Here is a 13,635-nt window from a genome sequence, read left to right as displayed (position 1 = left end):
CGCGAACCCCGGTGCCAACACGGTCGCCGACGCCAGCGTCGGACCAGTCGCGGGCTCCGGCGCGAGGGCAGTGGGGGACGCCAGCCCCGGACCGGTCGCGGGCTCCAGTGCTGGCCCGCTCGCGAACCCCGGTGCCAGCACGGCCGCGGACGCCAGCGCCGGACCAGTCGCGGACTCCGGTGCCGCGTCGGCTGGGGAGTCCCTGCGAGGTCTCGCGCTGCCCGCCGATTCCGCGGCCGGGCACGTCGCCCGGGGCGGGGAACCCGTGGCCAGCGCAGACTTCACCGTCGATCCGCGCACCGCGCCGTACGTCCCCGCCGAACTCCACGGTTACGGGCCGTTCGCCGCGGCGCCGTTCGGGTCCGGGGGCCGGGTGCTGGGCGCGCTGACCGTCTACCGCAAGCAGGGTCGTGAGCCCTTCTCCGCGGGCACCGTCGAGATGCTCGTCGCCTTCGCCGCGCAGGCCGGGGTCGTGCTCGCGCTCGCCGAGGGAGCCAACGCACGCCACCGCGTCGCCCTCTACGAAGAGCGGGAGCGCATCGCCCGCGAGCTCCACGACGTCATCGTCCAACGGCTCTACGGCGCCGGCATGCAGCTGGACCGGGTCCGGCGCAACATGCGCAAGCGGTTCGCCCAAGCCGACGGGGCTCGCCTCTCCGACGCGATCGACCAGCTCGACCAGACCATCGAGGAAATCCGCGGCACCGTGCGCGCGCTGCGGTCACCGGAGCCTCGCCACGACACCGGCACGCCCACCGACCTCGCCGAGTCGGCGCGCGGCGAGGTCCGCATCGCCGGCGAGCTGCTCGGCTACCCACCGACGCTGGAGCTGTCCGGCGAATTCGCCGACATCCCCGCGGAACACGCCGACCACATCCGGGCCGCTCTGCGCGAAGCACTGTCCAATGTGGTCAGACACTCCGGCGCCAGCGAAACCCGCGTGACGCTGACCAGGGACTCCGACGGTGTCAAACTCCGTGTCCGGGACAACGGTTCCGGTGTTCCCCAGGGCGTCGCCACCCGCGGTCTGCGTCATCTCGCCGAACGCGCGGACGCCGCGGGCGGGAAGTTCTTCCTGAACTCCTCGCCCAGTCTCGGCACGCTCGTCGCGTTCGACCTCCCACTTGACTGACCGGTTCTCCTGCGGACTCAACCTTCTCGGGTCATCCAGCCTCCCTTCCACGCCCTCGAAATGATCGTACCGGCTCATCGAACACACATTCGACTCACGTTCGAGTGAATCTTGTTCGGCGAAACGCCAGATCGGTGTGGCGGACCGTGACAAGGGCTTGAAAAGGTGGCAGCGAACGGCGGATTGCGGACGCGGTGGTCGCGAGGCGTTACTTTTCGCGCCGCGCGATCCAGGCGGCGGCCTGCGTGCGGCGCTGCATGCCGAGCTTCGCGAGCACCGAAGTGACGTAGTTCTTGACGGTCTTCTCCGCGAGGAACAGCCGCTCGGCGATCTCGCGGTTGGACAGGCCCTGGCCGATCAGCTCGAGCACGTCGCGTTCGCGCTCGGTCAGCGTCGCCAGCTCGTCCGTCGGCGGGTGCCGCATCTTGTCCAGCACCCGCGCGGTGCTCACCGGGTCGAGCAGCGAACGCCCGGCCGCGACCTCGCGCACCGCGTGCACGACGTCCTGCCCGCGCACCTGCTTCAGCAGGTACCCGGCCGCACCGGCCATGATCGCGCCGACCATCGCCTCTTCGTCGTCGAACGCCGTGAGCATCAGGCACGCCGGCGGGTTCGGCTTCGACCGCAGTTCGCGGCAGAGCGTGATGCCGTCGCCGTCGCCGAGGCGCACGTCGACCACCGCGACCTCCGGCTCGACGTGCATCGCCACCGCCAGTGCTTCTTCGACGCTGCTCGCCTCGGCGACGACCTCGATGTCGGGCTCGTCGCCGAGGAGGTCGCGGAGCCCGCGGCGGACCAGTTCGTGGTCGTCGACGAGCAGCACCTGGATCGGCATACCCCGAGGTTACGGGGTTGCGGACCGCCGGGTGACGACCGGTCGGCGCCGTCACACGTGAATTACGTCAAACGTGTGACCGCCGTGGCCGTAACATTCCGCCCGGTACGCATTTCCGGTGCGAAAATCCGCAGGTCGGCGGGGAAACGGGAAAGAATCACGGAAATTCCGCGCAGTGGTGGATCACTGGCATTCCGGCAATTCCCGAAAGGTCCGTAACAGCCTCGCCGAGGTCGCGATACTTACCACGCAATCGCCCCGTTTCCCGCTGAAAGGACTTCCGTTGTCCTTGTTCCGACGTGCCCTGACGACGTCCGTCGCCGTCGCCGGGCTCGCCCTCCTCGGCCCCGTTCCCTTCGCATCCGCGCAGCTCGCGACGCCACTCGCCGGTGACCTGGACTGCAGCGACTTCAAGTACCAGGAAGACGCCCAGGCCGTTTACGACCAGGACCCGTCCGACCCCAACGGATTGGACGGGGACGACAAGGACGGCAAGGCCTGCGAATCGCTGCCGCCCCGGCCGCGGGAGGGCACCACCGCCCCGGCGCCGACGTCCGAGCGGTCAACCACGACGACCCGGACCCAGCCGGCGCCGAAGACCACCACCAAGAAGCCCGCCACGGGCCACCAGGTCAAGGTCAAGCCGGTCGGCGGCGTGGCCACCGGCGGCGGCGAACCCGACGCCGAAGTCCCCGGCGTCCTGCTGCTCAGCGGCGCGCTCGTCGCCGCGGCGGCGTCCGGCGGCATGGTGCTCTACCTGCGTCGGCGCCCGAGTTGAGGCACCCGCGCCTGTGGCCGGCGGTCACGGCGGTCGCCGCCGCGCTCGGCGTGGTCGTGGCCGTGGCCCTCGTCCTCGTCCTCTCACCGCGGACGCCGGACCCGATCGCCCCGCCGAGCCCGGCCGCCCCGAGCACCTCGGGCGCCCCGGGCACCGCGGCAGCGACCACCGGTGGCCTTCCGTCCGCGAAACCGGCGTCACTGAGCATCCCGGCGATCGGCGTCCGGGCCGACGGGATCGAGGACCTCGGGCTGACCGCGGACGGCGCGCTCGAGGTCCCGCCCGACGCCACGACGGTCGGCTGGTTCACCGGCGCGCCGTCGCCCGGCGAGGTCGGCCCGGCGGTGCTGGCCGCGCACGTCGACTACAAGCACGTGCCCGGCGCGTTTTCCCGGCTCAAGGAGCTGCACCCCGGCGAACAGGCCAGGGTCGGCCGGGCCGACGGCCGGATCGCGGTCTTCACCGTCTACCGCGTCGACCGCTACGCGAAGGCCGAGTTCCCGACCGACCAGGTGTACGGCGACACGGCCGATCCCGAGCTGCGGCTCATCACCTGCGGCGGGGAGTTCGACCGGGCGAGCGGGAACTACCTCGACAACGTCGTCGTCTACGCCCGGCTGAGCGCGGTCGAAGTCTGAGCCAGGTCGATCCGCGCCAACTCGAGCCGCCGGTACGCGCGGTCACCGAGCGACCAGACGTCGAGGACGTCGCCGTCGAGTTCGGGGTACGCGATCACCAGCCGCGCGGGCTCGGCGCCGTCCGCGCGGTACACGACGTCCACCGGGATCCCGGCTTCGAGCTGCCAGCAGAGTTGCTGCTGCTTCGGCGTGAGCCGGCCCGCGTACCGGTCGCTCATCGCGCGGGCGAGCTGGCCGCGCAGCAGGGCCGGGCCGCTCGACGGCGCCGCCAGCAGCCGTGCGGCGTGGTCGGCGGGATCGGGCGCGAGCTCGTCGGGTCCGGCGTCGCGGAGGACGGCCTTCGGTTCGGGCTGGTCACGGGCGGGCAGCACGATGGTGCCGTCGGCGGCGTGGCGGGTCGGCGCGTAACCGGCCTCCCGCAACGCTTCGAGCGTTCCTGCCGCGTCCACAGTGGACGTCAGCACGGTCGGCGCCACGGCCCGCAGACCGAGCTTGGCGAGCTTGCGGTGCGCGGCGAGTTCGGCCAGCACGGCGGGTTCGCCGACGACGACGCTCGCGACGTCGATCACCTGCGCCTCACCGTGCCGCCGCGCGACGTCGTTGACCAGGTACACCAGCGGTTGCGGCAGCTCGCCCGCGGCGATCGCGCCGAGGTCGCCGAGCAGTTCGTCGGCCGTCACACCTTGGTCGTACGCGCGCCGGACGGACGCGGGGGAGAACCGCCAGCTCGTCGCGGTGCCCTGGGCTTCCCGGTCGGCGGCGCGGTCGAGCAGCGCGGCCAGCCGGGCGTCGGGCGAACCGGCGACGATCGCCGTCAGGTCGGTGCCGAACAACGCCGTCGTCCGCGCGCGGGAGACGAGCTCGTCGGTGACCTCGACGAGCTCGCCGTCCGAAAGCAGCGCGCGCCCGGCGGCGGTGACCGCGCCGTGCGCGAAGACGCCGAGCAGTTCGCCCTCGGCGACCGCGGTCTCGACGTATTCGGTAAGGTCGTCGGCCGGCAGCAGCGGCGCGTGCCACTCGACGAGGCGGGTCAGCTCGCCGGTGATCGCCGTGCCGGGCTCGAGCCGCGCCAGCAGCCGCACGAGCAGCCGCCGGACGAACACGTCGACGTCCGTCCCGTGCTCCGGCGGAACCGGGTTCCACCAGGTCGTCAGCAGCAGGCGGTACAGCAGCGCCGGCGCGGGCCGGGCCAGGTCCGGATCCGGCGCGAGCGTGGGCGGCGGCGCCTTGTGGCCGCGGCGAGGCACCGGCGGCTCGTCGGCGATCAGCAGGCCCGCCTGCGCGGCGAGGTCGATGGCCAGCTCGATCTCCGACGGCGTCGCGCCGGTGTCCTTGGCGACCTTCTTGACCAGCCGGGACCCGATCGTGCCGTCCTTGAGCAGCGGCAACGGTTCCGCGGCGGCGAGGTCGAGGATCGCCGAAACCCGGTCCAGCAACCGCAGCGCGGCAGCCGACGAAGTCGCCTCGCCCGCCTCGACCCCGACGTGCGTGACGGCGCACGCCGGCTCCACGGGCGTGAATGGCAGCCGGTGGTCCGGACCACGCAGGGCGAGCGAGACTTCGATCGGCATGGCGGTACCGCCGTAGTAGGTGCCGAACAGGAAGCCGTGGTCGAGCGCCCAGCCCAGCGGCGGCATGCCGTCGACCTCGGGGACGCCGTCGGCCATGTCCCGCAACACCTTGCGCGTCCGCTCGGGCGCGGTGGCGAACAGTTCGCGGAGGCGCTCGCCGTCGCGGAAGTGCCGGACGAGCTCCTTCGGCGCCACCCCGAGGTTGCGGGCCAGCTGCGCCCGCTGGGTCGTGGTGAGCTCCGCGAGCAGGTCCGTGACGGGCTGACCGAGACCTTCGGCGCGGAAGCTGTTCCGCTGCAGCACTTCCAGCAGGAAGATCCGGTCGTCGTCACGCCACAGCAGGGCCCGCTCGGCGAGTTCGTCCACAAAGGACCGCACGTCGGCCCCGCCGAGCAGCTCGGCGACGTCGTCGAGTGGCACCGGCCCTTGCCTCAGCGCGTCGCACAGCTGGACGGCGCGCAGCACCTGCGCCAACGGCATCGGCAACCCGAGCAGGACTTCGTCGACGGATTCGGGCGCCGCGAGCCGCGCGGCCACGACATCGAGCCGCCGCGGCCACGGCTCCGCCAGCACGTCCGGGCGGTGGGCCAGCACCTTCGCCAGCGCGTCCCGGTCCAGGCCCGCGAGCCTGCCGAGCAATTCCTCGGCGGTGGTCATCGGACCAGGTTAGATCACCGTTCGCAGGCGACGCCGTCGCCGTCGCGGTCGAGCGCGGACCGGTAACCGGGTTCGCCCCGGTACAGCGGAGCGGCGCCCGCGGCCTTCGCGGCGGAGCAGTTCGCGTAGTAGGCGCTGTGGTCCGGTTCCGGGGCCGGCGCTTCCTCGGTCGTCCGGACGACCGGCGGCGGCTTCGGGGCCGCCTTGGTCGTCGGCGCGGGCGGGGCGACCGGCTGGACGACCGTGGTGGGCGCCGGCGCCGGGGCGTCGATGGTGCCGTGGCACGGCGCACCCCACAACCCGGTGGTGGCCTGCTTCGCGGCGGTTTCGGCGGCCGCGAGCGCGGGCAGCGTCGCGTTCGACGCGTACTTCAGATAACCCAGCTGGATCGCGAGAGCCGCGTAATCCCGGCCGTCGGCGAGGGTCACGGCGACGCCTTGCGCGGTTTCCGCGCCGAGTGTCACGGCTTTGCCGGAAAGCGTCGTGACGGCCCAGCCCAGCGATTCCGTCGCGTAGCAGCCGGTGGTGACGAGCGGGGCGACGACGCCGAGCACGTGCACCGTTTTCGTGGTGCCGTCGCTGCCGTTGACGACGACGGTGGCGCCGTCGGTCACCGTGCCGACGGTGTAGGTGACGGCGGCCGGGGTCGGCGACGGCGTCGAAGTCGTGCTGGTCGGCGGCGGTGTGGGCGACGCCGGAGCCGCCGCGACGACGGGCTTCGGCGCCGGCGCTTCGCCGAAGATCGCGCCGAGCACGAACAGGACGCCGAAGGCGGCCAAGACGATCTTCAGCCAGTTAGGAAAACGCTTCATCGGGGATTCCCTGTTCTTCGACTCGGGGTGCCGAGGGTGTACTCGGGAAACCTGCCGCCGTTGTTACGGGCGAGCCCGTGATCGACCACCAGTCGTTATCGGATGGATTGTTGCCGTCACGATCTCGTCACGAACCATGCGCCCACGCCGAAAAGCTGTCACAACGCCGGCCGGGAAAACGACCAGCTGGCGTGATCGAATCCCTCCCGCTGCTCGGCGCCGGCGGCCATCCCGCGCAGGGCACCGACTTCACCGCGCTGGACATCCGCACGACCGGGCTGCGGCCGGGGCACGTCGTCGAGCTGGCCGCGGTCCGGGTCCGCCCCGACGGCTCGGTCGCCGGTGAGCTGTCGACCCTGGTCGACCCCGGGCCCGGCGTGCCGCCCGGTCCGGTCCTCCTGCACGGCATCACGCGCGCCGAACTCGACGGCGCACCGGCGTTCGGTGCCGCGTTGGGATCGCTGCTGAACCTGTGCCGCGGCAGCGTCGTCGTGGCGCACGACCTGCCGTTCGTCACGGCTTTCCTGAGCCACGAGGCCGACCGGCTCGGCGCCCGCGTGCCGGTGCTGCCCGGCGTGGACACGCTGGCCGCCGCGCGGACCGCGGTCCGGCTGCCCAACCACCGGCTCGCCACCGTGGCGCCCGCCTTCGGGATCTCGGCCAGGCCGGGGGCGACGGCGTTGTCGGGGGCGCGCACCGTCGCGCAGCTCGCCGTCAGCCTCTTCGGCCGCCACGGCTTCACCTTCGCCACGCCGCCGGTCCTGCCCGCCCTGCCGCAGTTCGCGGTCGGCCCGCTGCGGCCGCGCGCCGACGTCCCGGTCGCCGAACCGGGGTGGATGGCCGAAGCCGTCGAGCGCGTGGCGATCGGCGAGGGCGGCGACGCCTACCTGGACCTGCTCGCCGGCGTGGTCGCCGACCGGCACCTGTCGCCGGACGAGGTTTCGGCGCTGGCCGGGCTGGCGGCCGAGGCCGGCTGGCCCGCCGATCGCGTGCGCTCGACGCACGAACGGTTCGTGGCCGCTCTGCGTGAAGTCGCGGAACGGGACGGCGTGGTGACCACCGCGGAAGCCCGCGAGCTGCGGCAGGTGGCGACCGCGCTCGGTGTCGGAGCCGCCGGCGACCTCCAGCCGGCCGCGGGCGGCAAACCGGCCCGCGTGCTCGTCCTCGGCAGCACGGCGGCGGCCGACCAGCTGCGCGCCCGCGTGCTGGCGGAAGGTGTGCAGCTGGCCAAGAAGCTGACCGCGAGCGTCACCCACCTCGTGGCCGACCCGAGCGTGCCCGCGAACGAGCCGCGCCTGGCCAGGGCCGCCGAGCTGGGTGCGGTCGTGCTCGACGTCCGCTCGGCCCCGGTGGCCCTCGGCTTCGAGCCCCCGCCTGCCCGACCGGCGGCCGCCCGGCCGGTCGCCGCAAGCCGGACGCCGAAGCTCGTCGGCGGGCGGATCCTGATGGGTGCCGGGCTGTTGCTGATGGTCATCGTCGTACTGGCGATGTTCGGCGGAACCCCGCTGGCCGCAGGCATCTTCGTCGCCGTTCTCGGGGTCGGTGCCCTGGTCGGCGGCTGGTGGCTCGCCGAACCCGCGCCGCGCTAGGGTCGGGGTGGTGCCGAGACTGATCCACTTGAACGGGCCTTCCGGGATCGGGAAGTCCACGATCGCGCAGGCTTACGTCGAGCGGCATCCCGGTGTGCTGAACCTCGACACCGATCGGGTGGTCTGCCTCATCGGGGGCTGGCGGGAAACCTTCTTCGAAACCTTCCGCGCCGCCCAGCTGCTCACCCTGGCCATGGCGGAGGCGCACCTGCGGAGCGGGCACGACGTCGTCATGCCGCAGCTCGCCACCCGCGTTGTCGACGTCGAGGCCTTCGAACGCGTTGCCGTGGAGTGCGGGGCCGAGTACCGGGAAATCCTGCTCACCGCCGAGAAGCCCGTGGCCGGGCAGCGGTTCGCCGCACGGGCGGCCAACGGGGATGCCGCGACCGCGGGGGTCGACCACGTCGTGAACTCGCGGGGTGGCGCCGCCATGGTCGAGCGGATCCACGACCAGCTCACCGCCTACCTGCCGCAGCGGCCCGGGTGTGTTGTCGTCGCCACTGACGGGCGGGCGGCCGAGGAGACCTACGACGCCGTTGTCGCCCACCTGCGCGAGCGGTGAGGCGGTCCGGTTCACTGGTCGGCATGGCGGGCATCCCGGAATTCGCGCTGCGGCAGATCGAGCGCTGGTGTGCCCGGCGCGTGCCCGAACACCTGCGGGACCAGCTGCGCGTCGAGTGCCGGACGCGGGGGCGGGCCGTCACCATCTTCGAGCTGCGGGGTGGGAGCGAGCAGAAGATCGCGCAGCTGCGCGTCGACGACTTCGGGATCTGGTCGGTGTTCTGGGCCGACCGGAACGGGCGGTGGCTGGCGCACCCGGAGGCGCCCGTCGCCAGTACGCCGCCGCCGTTGCTGGCCGAGATCGAACGGCGCTGCGAGCGGAACTAGGCGGGTGGCGGGAAGCGGACCTCGTTGCGGTCGATCTTCGCGTGCGCCGCGGCCGCCAGGTCGACGCCGAGGCGGTCCGCCAGCTGCAGCAGGTACAGCGTGACGTCCGCGATCTCGTCGAGCACCTTCGCCTCCAGCTCGGCGTCTTCGCGCCACGCGTCGGACTCCGACGGCGTCAGCCACTGGAACAGCGAGGTCAGTTCGCCCACCTCGCCGGAGAGCGCCATGACGAGGTTCTTCGGGGTGTGGAACGGCTCCCAGGCTCGGGCCGCCGCGAAGTCGCGCAGGCGCTGGGTCACGTCGTCGAAGGTCACGCGGCGATTGTGCCCGGCCGTCACGGTGCGCTAACAGCCGTATGGCGGATTGTCGTTGACCGGTGAATCTCTCACTCAATAGGTTGCACTTCGTCGGGGATGCTTGCGGGGCCCAAGGCTGGGAAGGGAACGTCTTGAAGTACCTGCGATCCGTCCGCGGCCGCATGCTGGGCATCGCGCTCATCCCCGGCAGTGCTCTCGTCGTGGTGGCGATCGTCATCACGGCTTTCCTTGTCCAGCAAGCGGTTCACACGCGCGACCTCGCGCTGGAGACGGCGTCGGCGGCCGACCGGACGGCCCGGTCCGTGGTCGCGCTGCAGGCGCAGCGGAGCGCCGCGATGGCCGCGCCTGACCTCCGGACGTCCGCGTACGCGAGTTACACCCAGCGGATCGACACCGCCATCGCCGGGCTGCGCGACTACGTCCGCCGCGCGCCGGACGCCGAGTCGGCCTACCAGCAGACGACCGCCGTCGAACTGCTTTCCGTCGCCGAGGGCATGGACCGCTCCGATTCCCTCGCGCTGGCGGGGCTCGACGGCGTCACTCGGCGGCCGTACGCTTCCGCCGTCGCTGCTTACCGGGCCGGGCTGACGCGGGTGGCGCCGCAGCTCACGGACAGTGGCCGGACGGTGTACGAATCGCTCACCCGCAGCGCCGACTGGAGCAGGCTGGCCGCCGCCGAGGACGCGTTCACCGCCGCCGAACCGCTGCCCGTGCCCGAGTCCACGTGGCGCAGCGCCGCCTACACCGTTTCCGAGCAGCTCGGCCGCCTCTACACGCAGCAGAGCCAGTACGCCGTGCAGCTCACGCTCGACGACGGCCGCCGGACGCTCGCCGGCGCGCTCGCCGCGGGGACCGCGCTGCTGCTCAGCGCGGTGCTCTTGCTGATCGTCGTGCGGCGGCTCGTGGCGCGGGTGCCGGTGCCGGTCGTCCCGATCATGGTTCCGACCGTCCGCTCGGCCATCCCGCGCCCCCGACACGCACGGTCACGACGGCCGAAGACGCCCGAGCCGTGGCCGCTGAAAGCCGTGCTCGACGACTTGCGCCGCCCATGAAGGCCTCACCGAGAGTCACCTACTACTCCGAAAAGAGCACGCGGTTGGCCCACACGCCAGCTTGCCGGGGTCGGGCAGACTGGTGCGCGTGAGTCCCCTCCCGGATCTCCGCCCCTACCTGCGCACTTTGGACGCGGAGACGCTGGCGGACCTGCTGCACGCGCAAGCCGAGCGTGACCCTGAGTTGCGGCATTCCCTCGAGCTGCGCGCGGCCACCCAATCCGGTGACGTCAGCGAGGCGCACCGCTTGCTCGACACCGCGGTGACCGACGGGAACGTCGAATACACCGCGAAGATCGGCGCGGTGCTGGACACGCTGCAGCGGATGCTCGACGCCGGCAGCCGCGCCGACCTGGCGCCGCTGGCCCGGCGCACGGTCGACGACATCAGCGAAGTCCTGGAGCAGGCCGGCGACCACACCGGTGACCTCGGCGAGCGGCTGGACCGGGCCGTCGAGCTCTACGCCCGCGCGTGCGCCGCCCGGCCGCCGGACCCCGAGAAGCTGGCCGCTTGGATCGTCGAGGTCGAGTTCGACGGCCCCGGCTGGCCGGTGATCGACCTCGCCGACTTCGCGACCGCGCTGGGCGAACGCGGGCTCAAGCTGATCAAGACCGCGGTGGACGACGTGCTCGCGGCGAACGTCGCTGGCCACCGCCGGGAAGTGGCCGAACGGCTGCGCGAACAGCTGGCCGAAGTGCTCGGCGACGTCGACGAGCTGGTCGCGATCCTGTCCGCCAAGCCGCCGCGCGTCGACGTCAGCCTCAAGATCGTCCGGGTGCTGCGGGCCGCGGGACGCCACAGCGAAGCCATCGCCCACGCCGCCCGTGCGCTCACCCACGACAAGCAGCCGCCGCCGCAACCCGAACCGGAGGACGAGACTTCCCGCCGCCGCAAGGAGTTCGACGCCCGGCCGGACCGCGAGACGTTCGCCGCGCTGCGCGAAGCCGCGCAGGCCGCGGGCAAGTGGACGGCGCAGCGCCGGGACGCGCTGGCGCGCCTGCGCGAACTCGCCGCGGACGGCGGGGCCGACGAGCTCGTCCGCGTCCTGCTCGACGACGGCCGTCCCGACGAAGCCTGGCGCGCCTGCGTCCGGTTCGAGGCGTCGCCGGAACTCAAGCTCGAACTGGCCGAGCTGCGCGCGGCCGAGCACCCGGCCGAGACCATCCCGGTGTTCCGCGAGCACGTCGACGAGCTCATCGAGCGCAAGGACCCGCAGGCGTACCAGGAAGCCGCCCGCCGGCTGAAGTTGTTGCGCGGCTTGCACAAGCGCGCCGAAACGGCGGACGAATTCACCGCTTACCTCGCCGCGCTGGTGGAAACCCACCGCCGGAAAACCCGGCTGATCACGGAAATCCGGACCGCGCGAATCGCGCTGCCCAAAGCCGTAACCTCGCCGCGCGCACCTCGTTGACCGGAATGAACCGGTGTGCACGTGCACCGGGACACCGCGAGCCTGCCGAGGTGGCGACGCCCTGGCCAGCGACGTCGCGGTGGCCCTGTCCCGTCGCCCCCGCTCGGCGCCTCCCCGCCGGGCACGCGACCGGGACCCGCGCCAGGGCCACCGCGACCGGCTCGCGGGTAGGTGAAAACATGGTCGTATGAGCCCGGTCAGTCGTGCCCGCAAGAGGCAGCCGCAGCCCGTCACCCACAGCGTGACCGGCTTGTTCAAGGACGTCCTGAACGACTTCTCGGCGCTGGGTGCCGAGCCCGCGCCGGTCGACGTCGAGCTGCTCGCCTCCGAGGTGCTCGGCCAGTTCCACGGCGTGCCCGTCGAGGACGGCGAAGAGTCGCTCGGCCTGGAGCTGATCGGCTTCGCGCAACGCAAGATCACCCCGGGTGCCGCCGCGCTGCTGGCCGCGCTGGAGGTCGTCGCCGAGACTGACGTCGAGCGCAAGGCCGCCGGAGACGGGCTGCAGGTCGTCCTCGGCCGGGGCATCCCCGTGCCGTCCTGGGCCGCCGACCTCGGCCGGGTCACGGCCGGCGAGTGCTGGCGGACCGGTGACGTCTACGGCGACGAGTCGTCCCTGCTCTGCGTCTTCTCCCACGGCGACCAGGCGTACGGCCTGCTCGCGCTCCTCGACTTCACCGAGGGCGGCCGGGTGCGGGACCTCGTCGTGATCGACCAGCCCGCCGACGTCCTCGGCGAAATGCGCGAGCAGGCCGAAGCGGACCCGGAGCTGGTCGTCTTCGAAGCGGTCGAGCCCGCCGAGGCGCACCGCCTGATCGCGGACGGCCTCGCCGCCACCGACCACCTCGAAGACGCCGACGTCAGCGAGGACTACGCCCGCTTCCACGCGGTCGCGCTGACCTGGTGCCGCGCGCTGCCGGAACCCGCGCTGGTGGCCGAGGTGGCCGCCTGGTCCGAACCCGAGCGGGCCGCGGTCGTCGAGCAGTTCGTCGCGGCGAGCGGGGAGGACGCCGACGCCGCCCGCGCGATCGGCCGCCTGCTGCTGGAGCACGGCCTGCGCACCGACCCGGCGAACCCGCTGCGCGTCGGCCCGGAGAAGGTGGCGCGGTTCCTCGAGGGCCTGCTCGGCGAGGAGTACGAACTCGACGCGGACCACGAGGAAGCCGTCGAGCCGGTCGTGCTGGCCTGGGTGCAGTGGTCGGGGGAGCGGGCCGGGCTGACCGAGACCGCCGTCGCCGCTCTCGACGAGGCCGTCGCCGACTACCTCAGCGAGTACGCCGACGAGGACGACTCCCCGCTGGAGCGCTACTTCAGCGGCGTCGGCGACCTGTCGCCGAGCGAACTGGCCGACGCGCTCGAGCGCCGGATGTTCGCCGTGCCGTCGCTGACCACGGAGATCGACGACGAAGAGGTCGACCTCGACCCCACCGACCCCGAGCAGCGCCGGGCGCTCGTCATCGCCGAAGCCGACGAGGACGAGGAAGAGCAGCGGCTGATCCTGCGCGCGACCATCGTCGACCAGCTGTGGGACGACGAGCCCGCCGAGGTCTGGCCGGCCGTCGAGCGCCTGCAGGAAGGCGAGCTCGACCGCGACGAGATCTTCGAGCAGCTGATCGACGCGCTGGAAGGCAGTTTGGTCGACGGCGAAAGCCTCGAATACGACGCCGACGCCTACCTCGAGGCGCTGGCGGAGCTCTGAGGGCTACGGCAGGGGGCCCGCCGGTTCGGCGGGCTTCTTGCTGCGGCGCTCCTGCAGCCGGTCGTCGAAGTCCACGACGAACGTTCCGGCGGCCATCGCGATCAGCAAGACCAGACCGAGCAACGCACCGACCCAGGTGAGGATCATCGAAAACATCGTGGCCTCCTCCCCAGCTCAGAGCGGTTTTCCTGACTTCTTCAGGGTCGCTTTCCGAACGGGCGTCCGGTATCGGCCAACCGGTTAGGCCTCGGTGCCCCCG

Annotated in this window: 14 protein-coding genes; 9 read left to right on the top strand and 5 right to left on the bottom strand. The window is 72.5% G+C overall.

Translation table 11 applies throughout. From position 1 onward, the window contains the following. The first annotated feature begins 70 nt into the window (after positions 1-70). Positions 71-1,132, top strand: coding sequence for a GAF domain-containing sensor histidine kinase (locus SD460_RS05250; RefSeq protein ID WP_318306542.1), 1,062 nt, complete (start codon positions 71-73; stop codon positions 1,130-1,132). Positions 1,133-1,340: 208 nt separating this feature from the next. On the opposite strand, the gene SD460_RS05245 is transcribed toward SD460_RS05250, so the two are convergent. Further along, positions 1,341-1,967 (bottom strand): response regulator, encoded by a 627-nt coding sequence (locus SD460_RS05245; protein WP_318305960.1) that lies wholly within the window; start codon positions 1,965-1,967, stop codon positions 1,341-1,343. Between the two features lie 283 nt (positions 1,968-2,250). On the opposite strand from SD460_RS05245, the gene SD460_RS05240 reads away from it, so the two are divergent. Together SD460_RS05240 and SD460_RS05235 are read left to right on the top strand one after the other, a co-directional pair. Next, positions 2,251-2,745, top strand: a complete 495-nt coding sequence (locus tag SD460_RS05240; RefSeq protein WP_290056657.1) for a calcium-binding protein — start codon at positions 2,251-2,253, stop codon at positions 2,743-2,745. Further along, complete coding sequence (locus SD460_RS05235) at positions 2,742-3,383, top strand: class F sortase (protein WP_318305959.1); 642 nt, start codon at positions 2,742-2,744, stop codon at positions 3,381-3,383. Before SD460_RS05240 ends, SD460_RS05235 begins: the two co-directional genes overlap by 4 nt. Here the strand turns inward: SD460_RS05235 and SD460_RS05230 are convergent. Then, positions 3,353-5,611 carry a helicase-associated domain-containing protein gene (locus tag SD460_RS05230; RefSeq protein ID WP_290056659.1) on the bottom strand — a complete coding sequence of 753 codons (2,259 nt, stop codon included), beginning with the start codon at positions 5,609-5,611 and terminating at the stop codon, positions 3,353-3,355. The two genes, SD460_RS05235 and SD460_RS05230, sit on opposite strands and share 31 nt — an antisense overlap. Before the next feature lie 14 nt (positions 5,612-5,625). Further along, positions 5,626-6,423, bottom strand: a complete 798-nt coding sequence (locus SD460_RS05225; protein WP_318305958.1) for an excalibur calcium-binding domain-containing protein — start codon at positions 6,421-6,423, stop codon at positions 5,626-5,628. A gap of 191 nt (positions 6,424-6,614) precedes the next feature. Between SD460_RS05225 and SD460_RS05220 the strand changes: the two genes are divergently transcribed. Genes SD460_RS05220 through SD460_RS05210 form a run of 3 tightly spaced genes read left to right on the top strand, consistent with a single transcriptional unit; the run spans position 6,615 to position 8,900 of the window. Next, positions 6,615-8,012: a 3'-5' exonuclease gene (locus tag SD460_RS05220; RefSeq protein ID WP_290056662.1), complete on the top strand. Its 1,398-nt coding sequence runs from the start codon at positions 6,615-6,617 to the stop codon at positions 8,010-8,012. A gap of 10 nt (positions 8,013-8,022) precedes the next feature. Continuing rightward, a complete protein-coding gene (locus SD460_RS05215; protein WP_290056663.1) occupies positions 8,023-8,574 on the top strand; it encodes a P-loop nucleotide/nucleoside kinase family protein in 552 nt (183 codons plus the stop codon). Positions 8,575-8,597: 23 nt separating this feature from the next. Then, positions 8,598-8,900, top strand: coding sequence for a DUF3024 domain-containing protein (locus tag SD460_RS05210; protein WP_290056664.1), 303 nt, complete (start codon positions 8,598-8,600; stop codon positions 8,898-8,900). Here SD460_RS05210 and SD460_RS05205 read toward each other — a convergent pair. After that, on the bottom strand, positions 8,897-9,214 hold the full coding sequence (locus SD460_RS05205; RefSeq protein WP_290056665.1) for a nucleotide pyrophosphohydrolase: 318 nt from the start codon (positions 9,212-9,214) through the stop codon (positions 8,897-8,899). The genes SD460_RS05210 and SD460_RS05205 overlap by 4 nt on opposite strands. A gap of 134 nt (positions 9,215-9,348) precedes the next feature. Between SD460_RS05205 and SD460_RS05200 the strand changes: the two genes are divergently transcribed. The 3 genes from SD460_RS05200 to SD460_RS05190 all read left to right on the top strand — a co-directional run bounded on the left by SD460_RS05200 (position 9,349) and on the right by SD460_RS05190 (position 13,376). Continuing rightward, a complete protein-coding gene (locus tag SD460_RS05200; RefSeq protein WP_290056666.1) occupies positions 9,349-10,269 on the top strand; it encodes a nitrate- and nitrite sensing domain-containing protein in 921 nt (306 codons plus the stop codon). 88 nt (positions 10,270-10,357) lie between these two features. Beyond that, positions 10,358-11,680 (top strand): DUF6880 family protein, encoded by a 1,323-nt coding sequence (locus SD460_RS05195; RefSeq protein ID WP_354670621.1) that lies wholly within the window; start codon positions 10,358-10,360, stop codon positions 11,678-11,680. 187 nt (positions 11,681-11,867) lie between these two features. Then, positions 11,868-13,376, top strand: a complete 1,509-nt coding sequence (locus SD460_RS05190; protein WP_290056667.1) for a hypothetical protein — start codon at positions 11,868-11,870, stop codon at positions 13,374-13,376. Positions 13,377-13,379: 3 nt separating this feature from the next. Here the strand turns inward: SD460_RS05190 and SD460_RS05185 are convergent, their stop codons facing one another. After that, on the bottom strand, positions 13,380-13,532 hold the full coding sequence (locus SD460_RS05185; protein ID WP_290056668.1) for a hypothetical protein: 153 nt from the start codon (positions 13,530-13,532) through the stop codon (positions 13,380-13,382). Between the last annotated feature and the right edge of the window lie 103 nt (positions 13,533-13,635).

It is taken from the genome of Amycolatopsis solani (assembly GCF_033441515.1).
Lineage (GTDB): Bacteria > Actinomycetota > Actinomycetes > Mycobacteriales > Pseudonocardiaceae > Amycolatopsis > Amycolatopsis solani.
The sequence above is the reverse complement of the archived record's forward strand: the minus strand, read 5'-3'. Positions and strand labels throughout refer to the sequence as shown.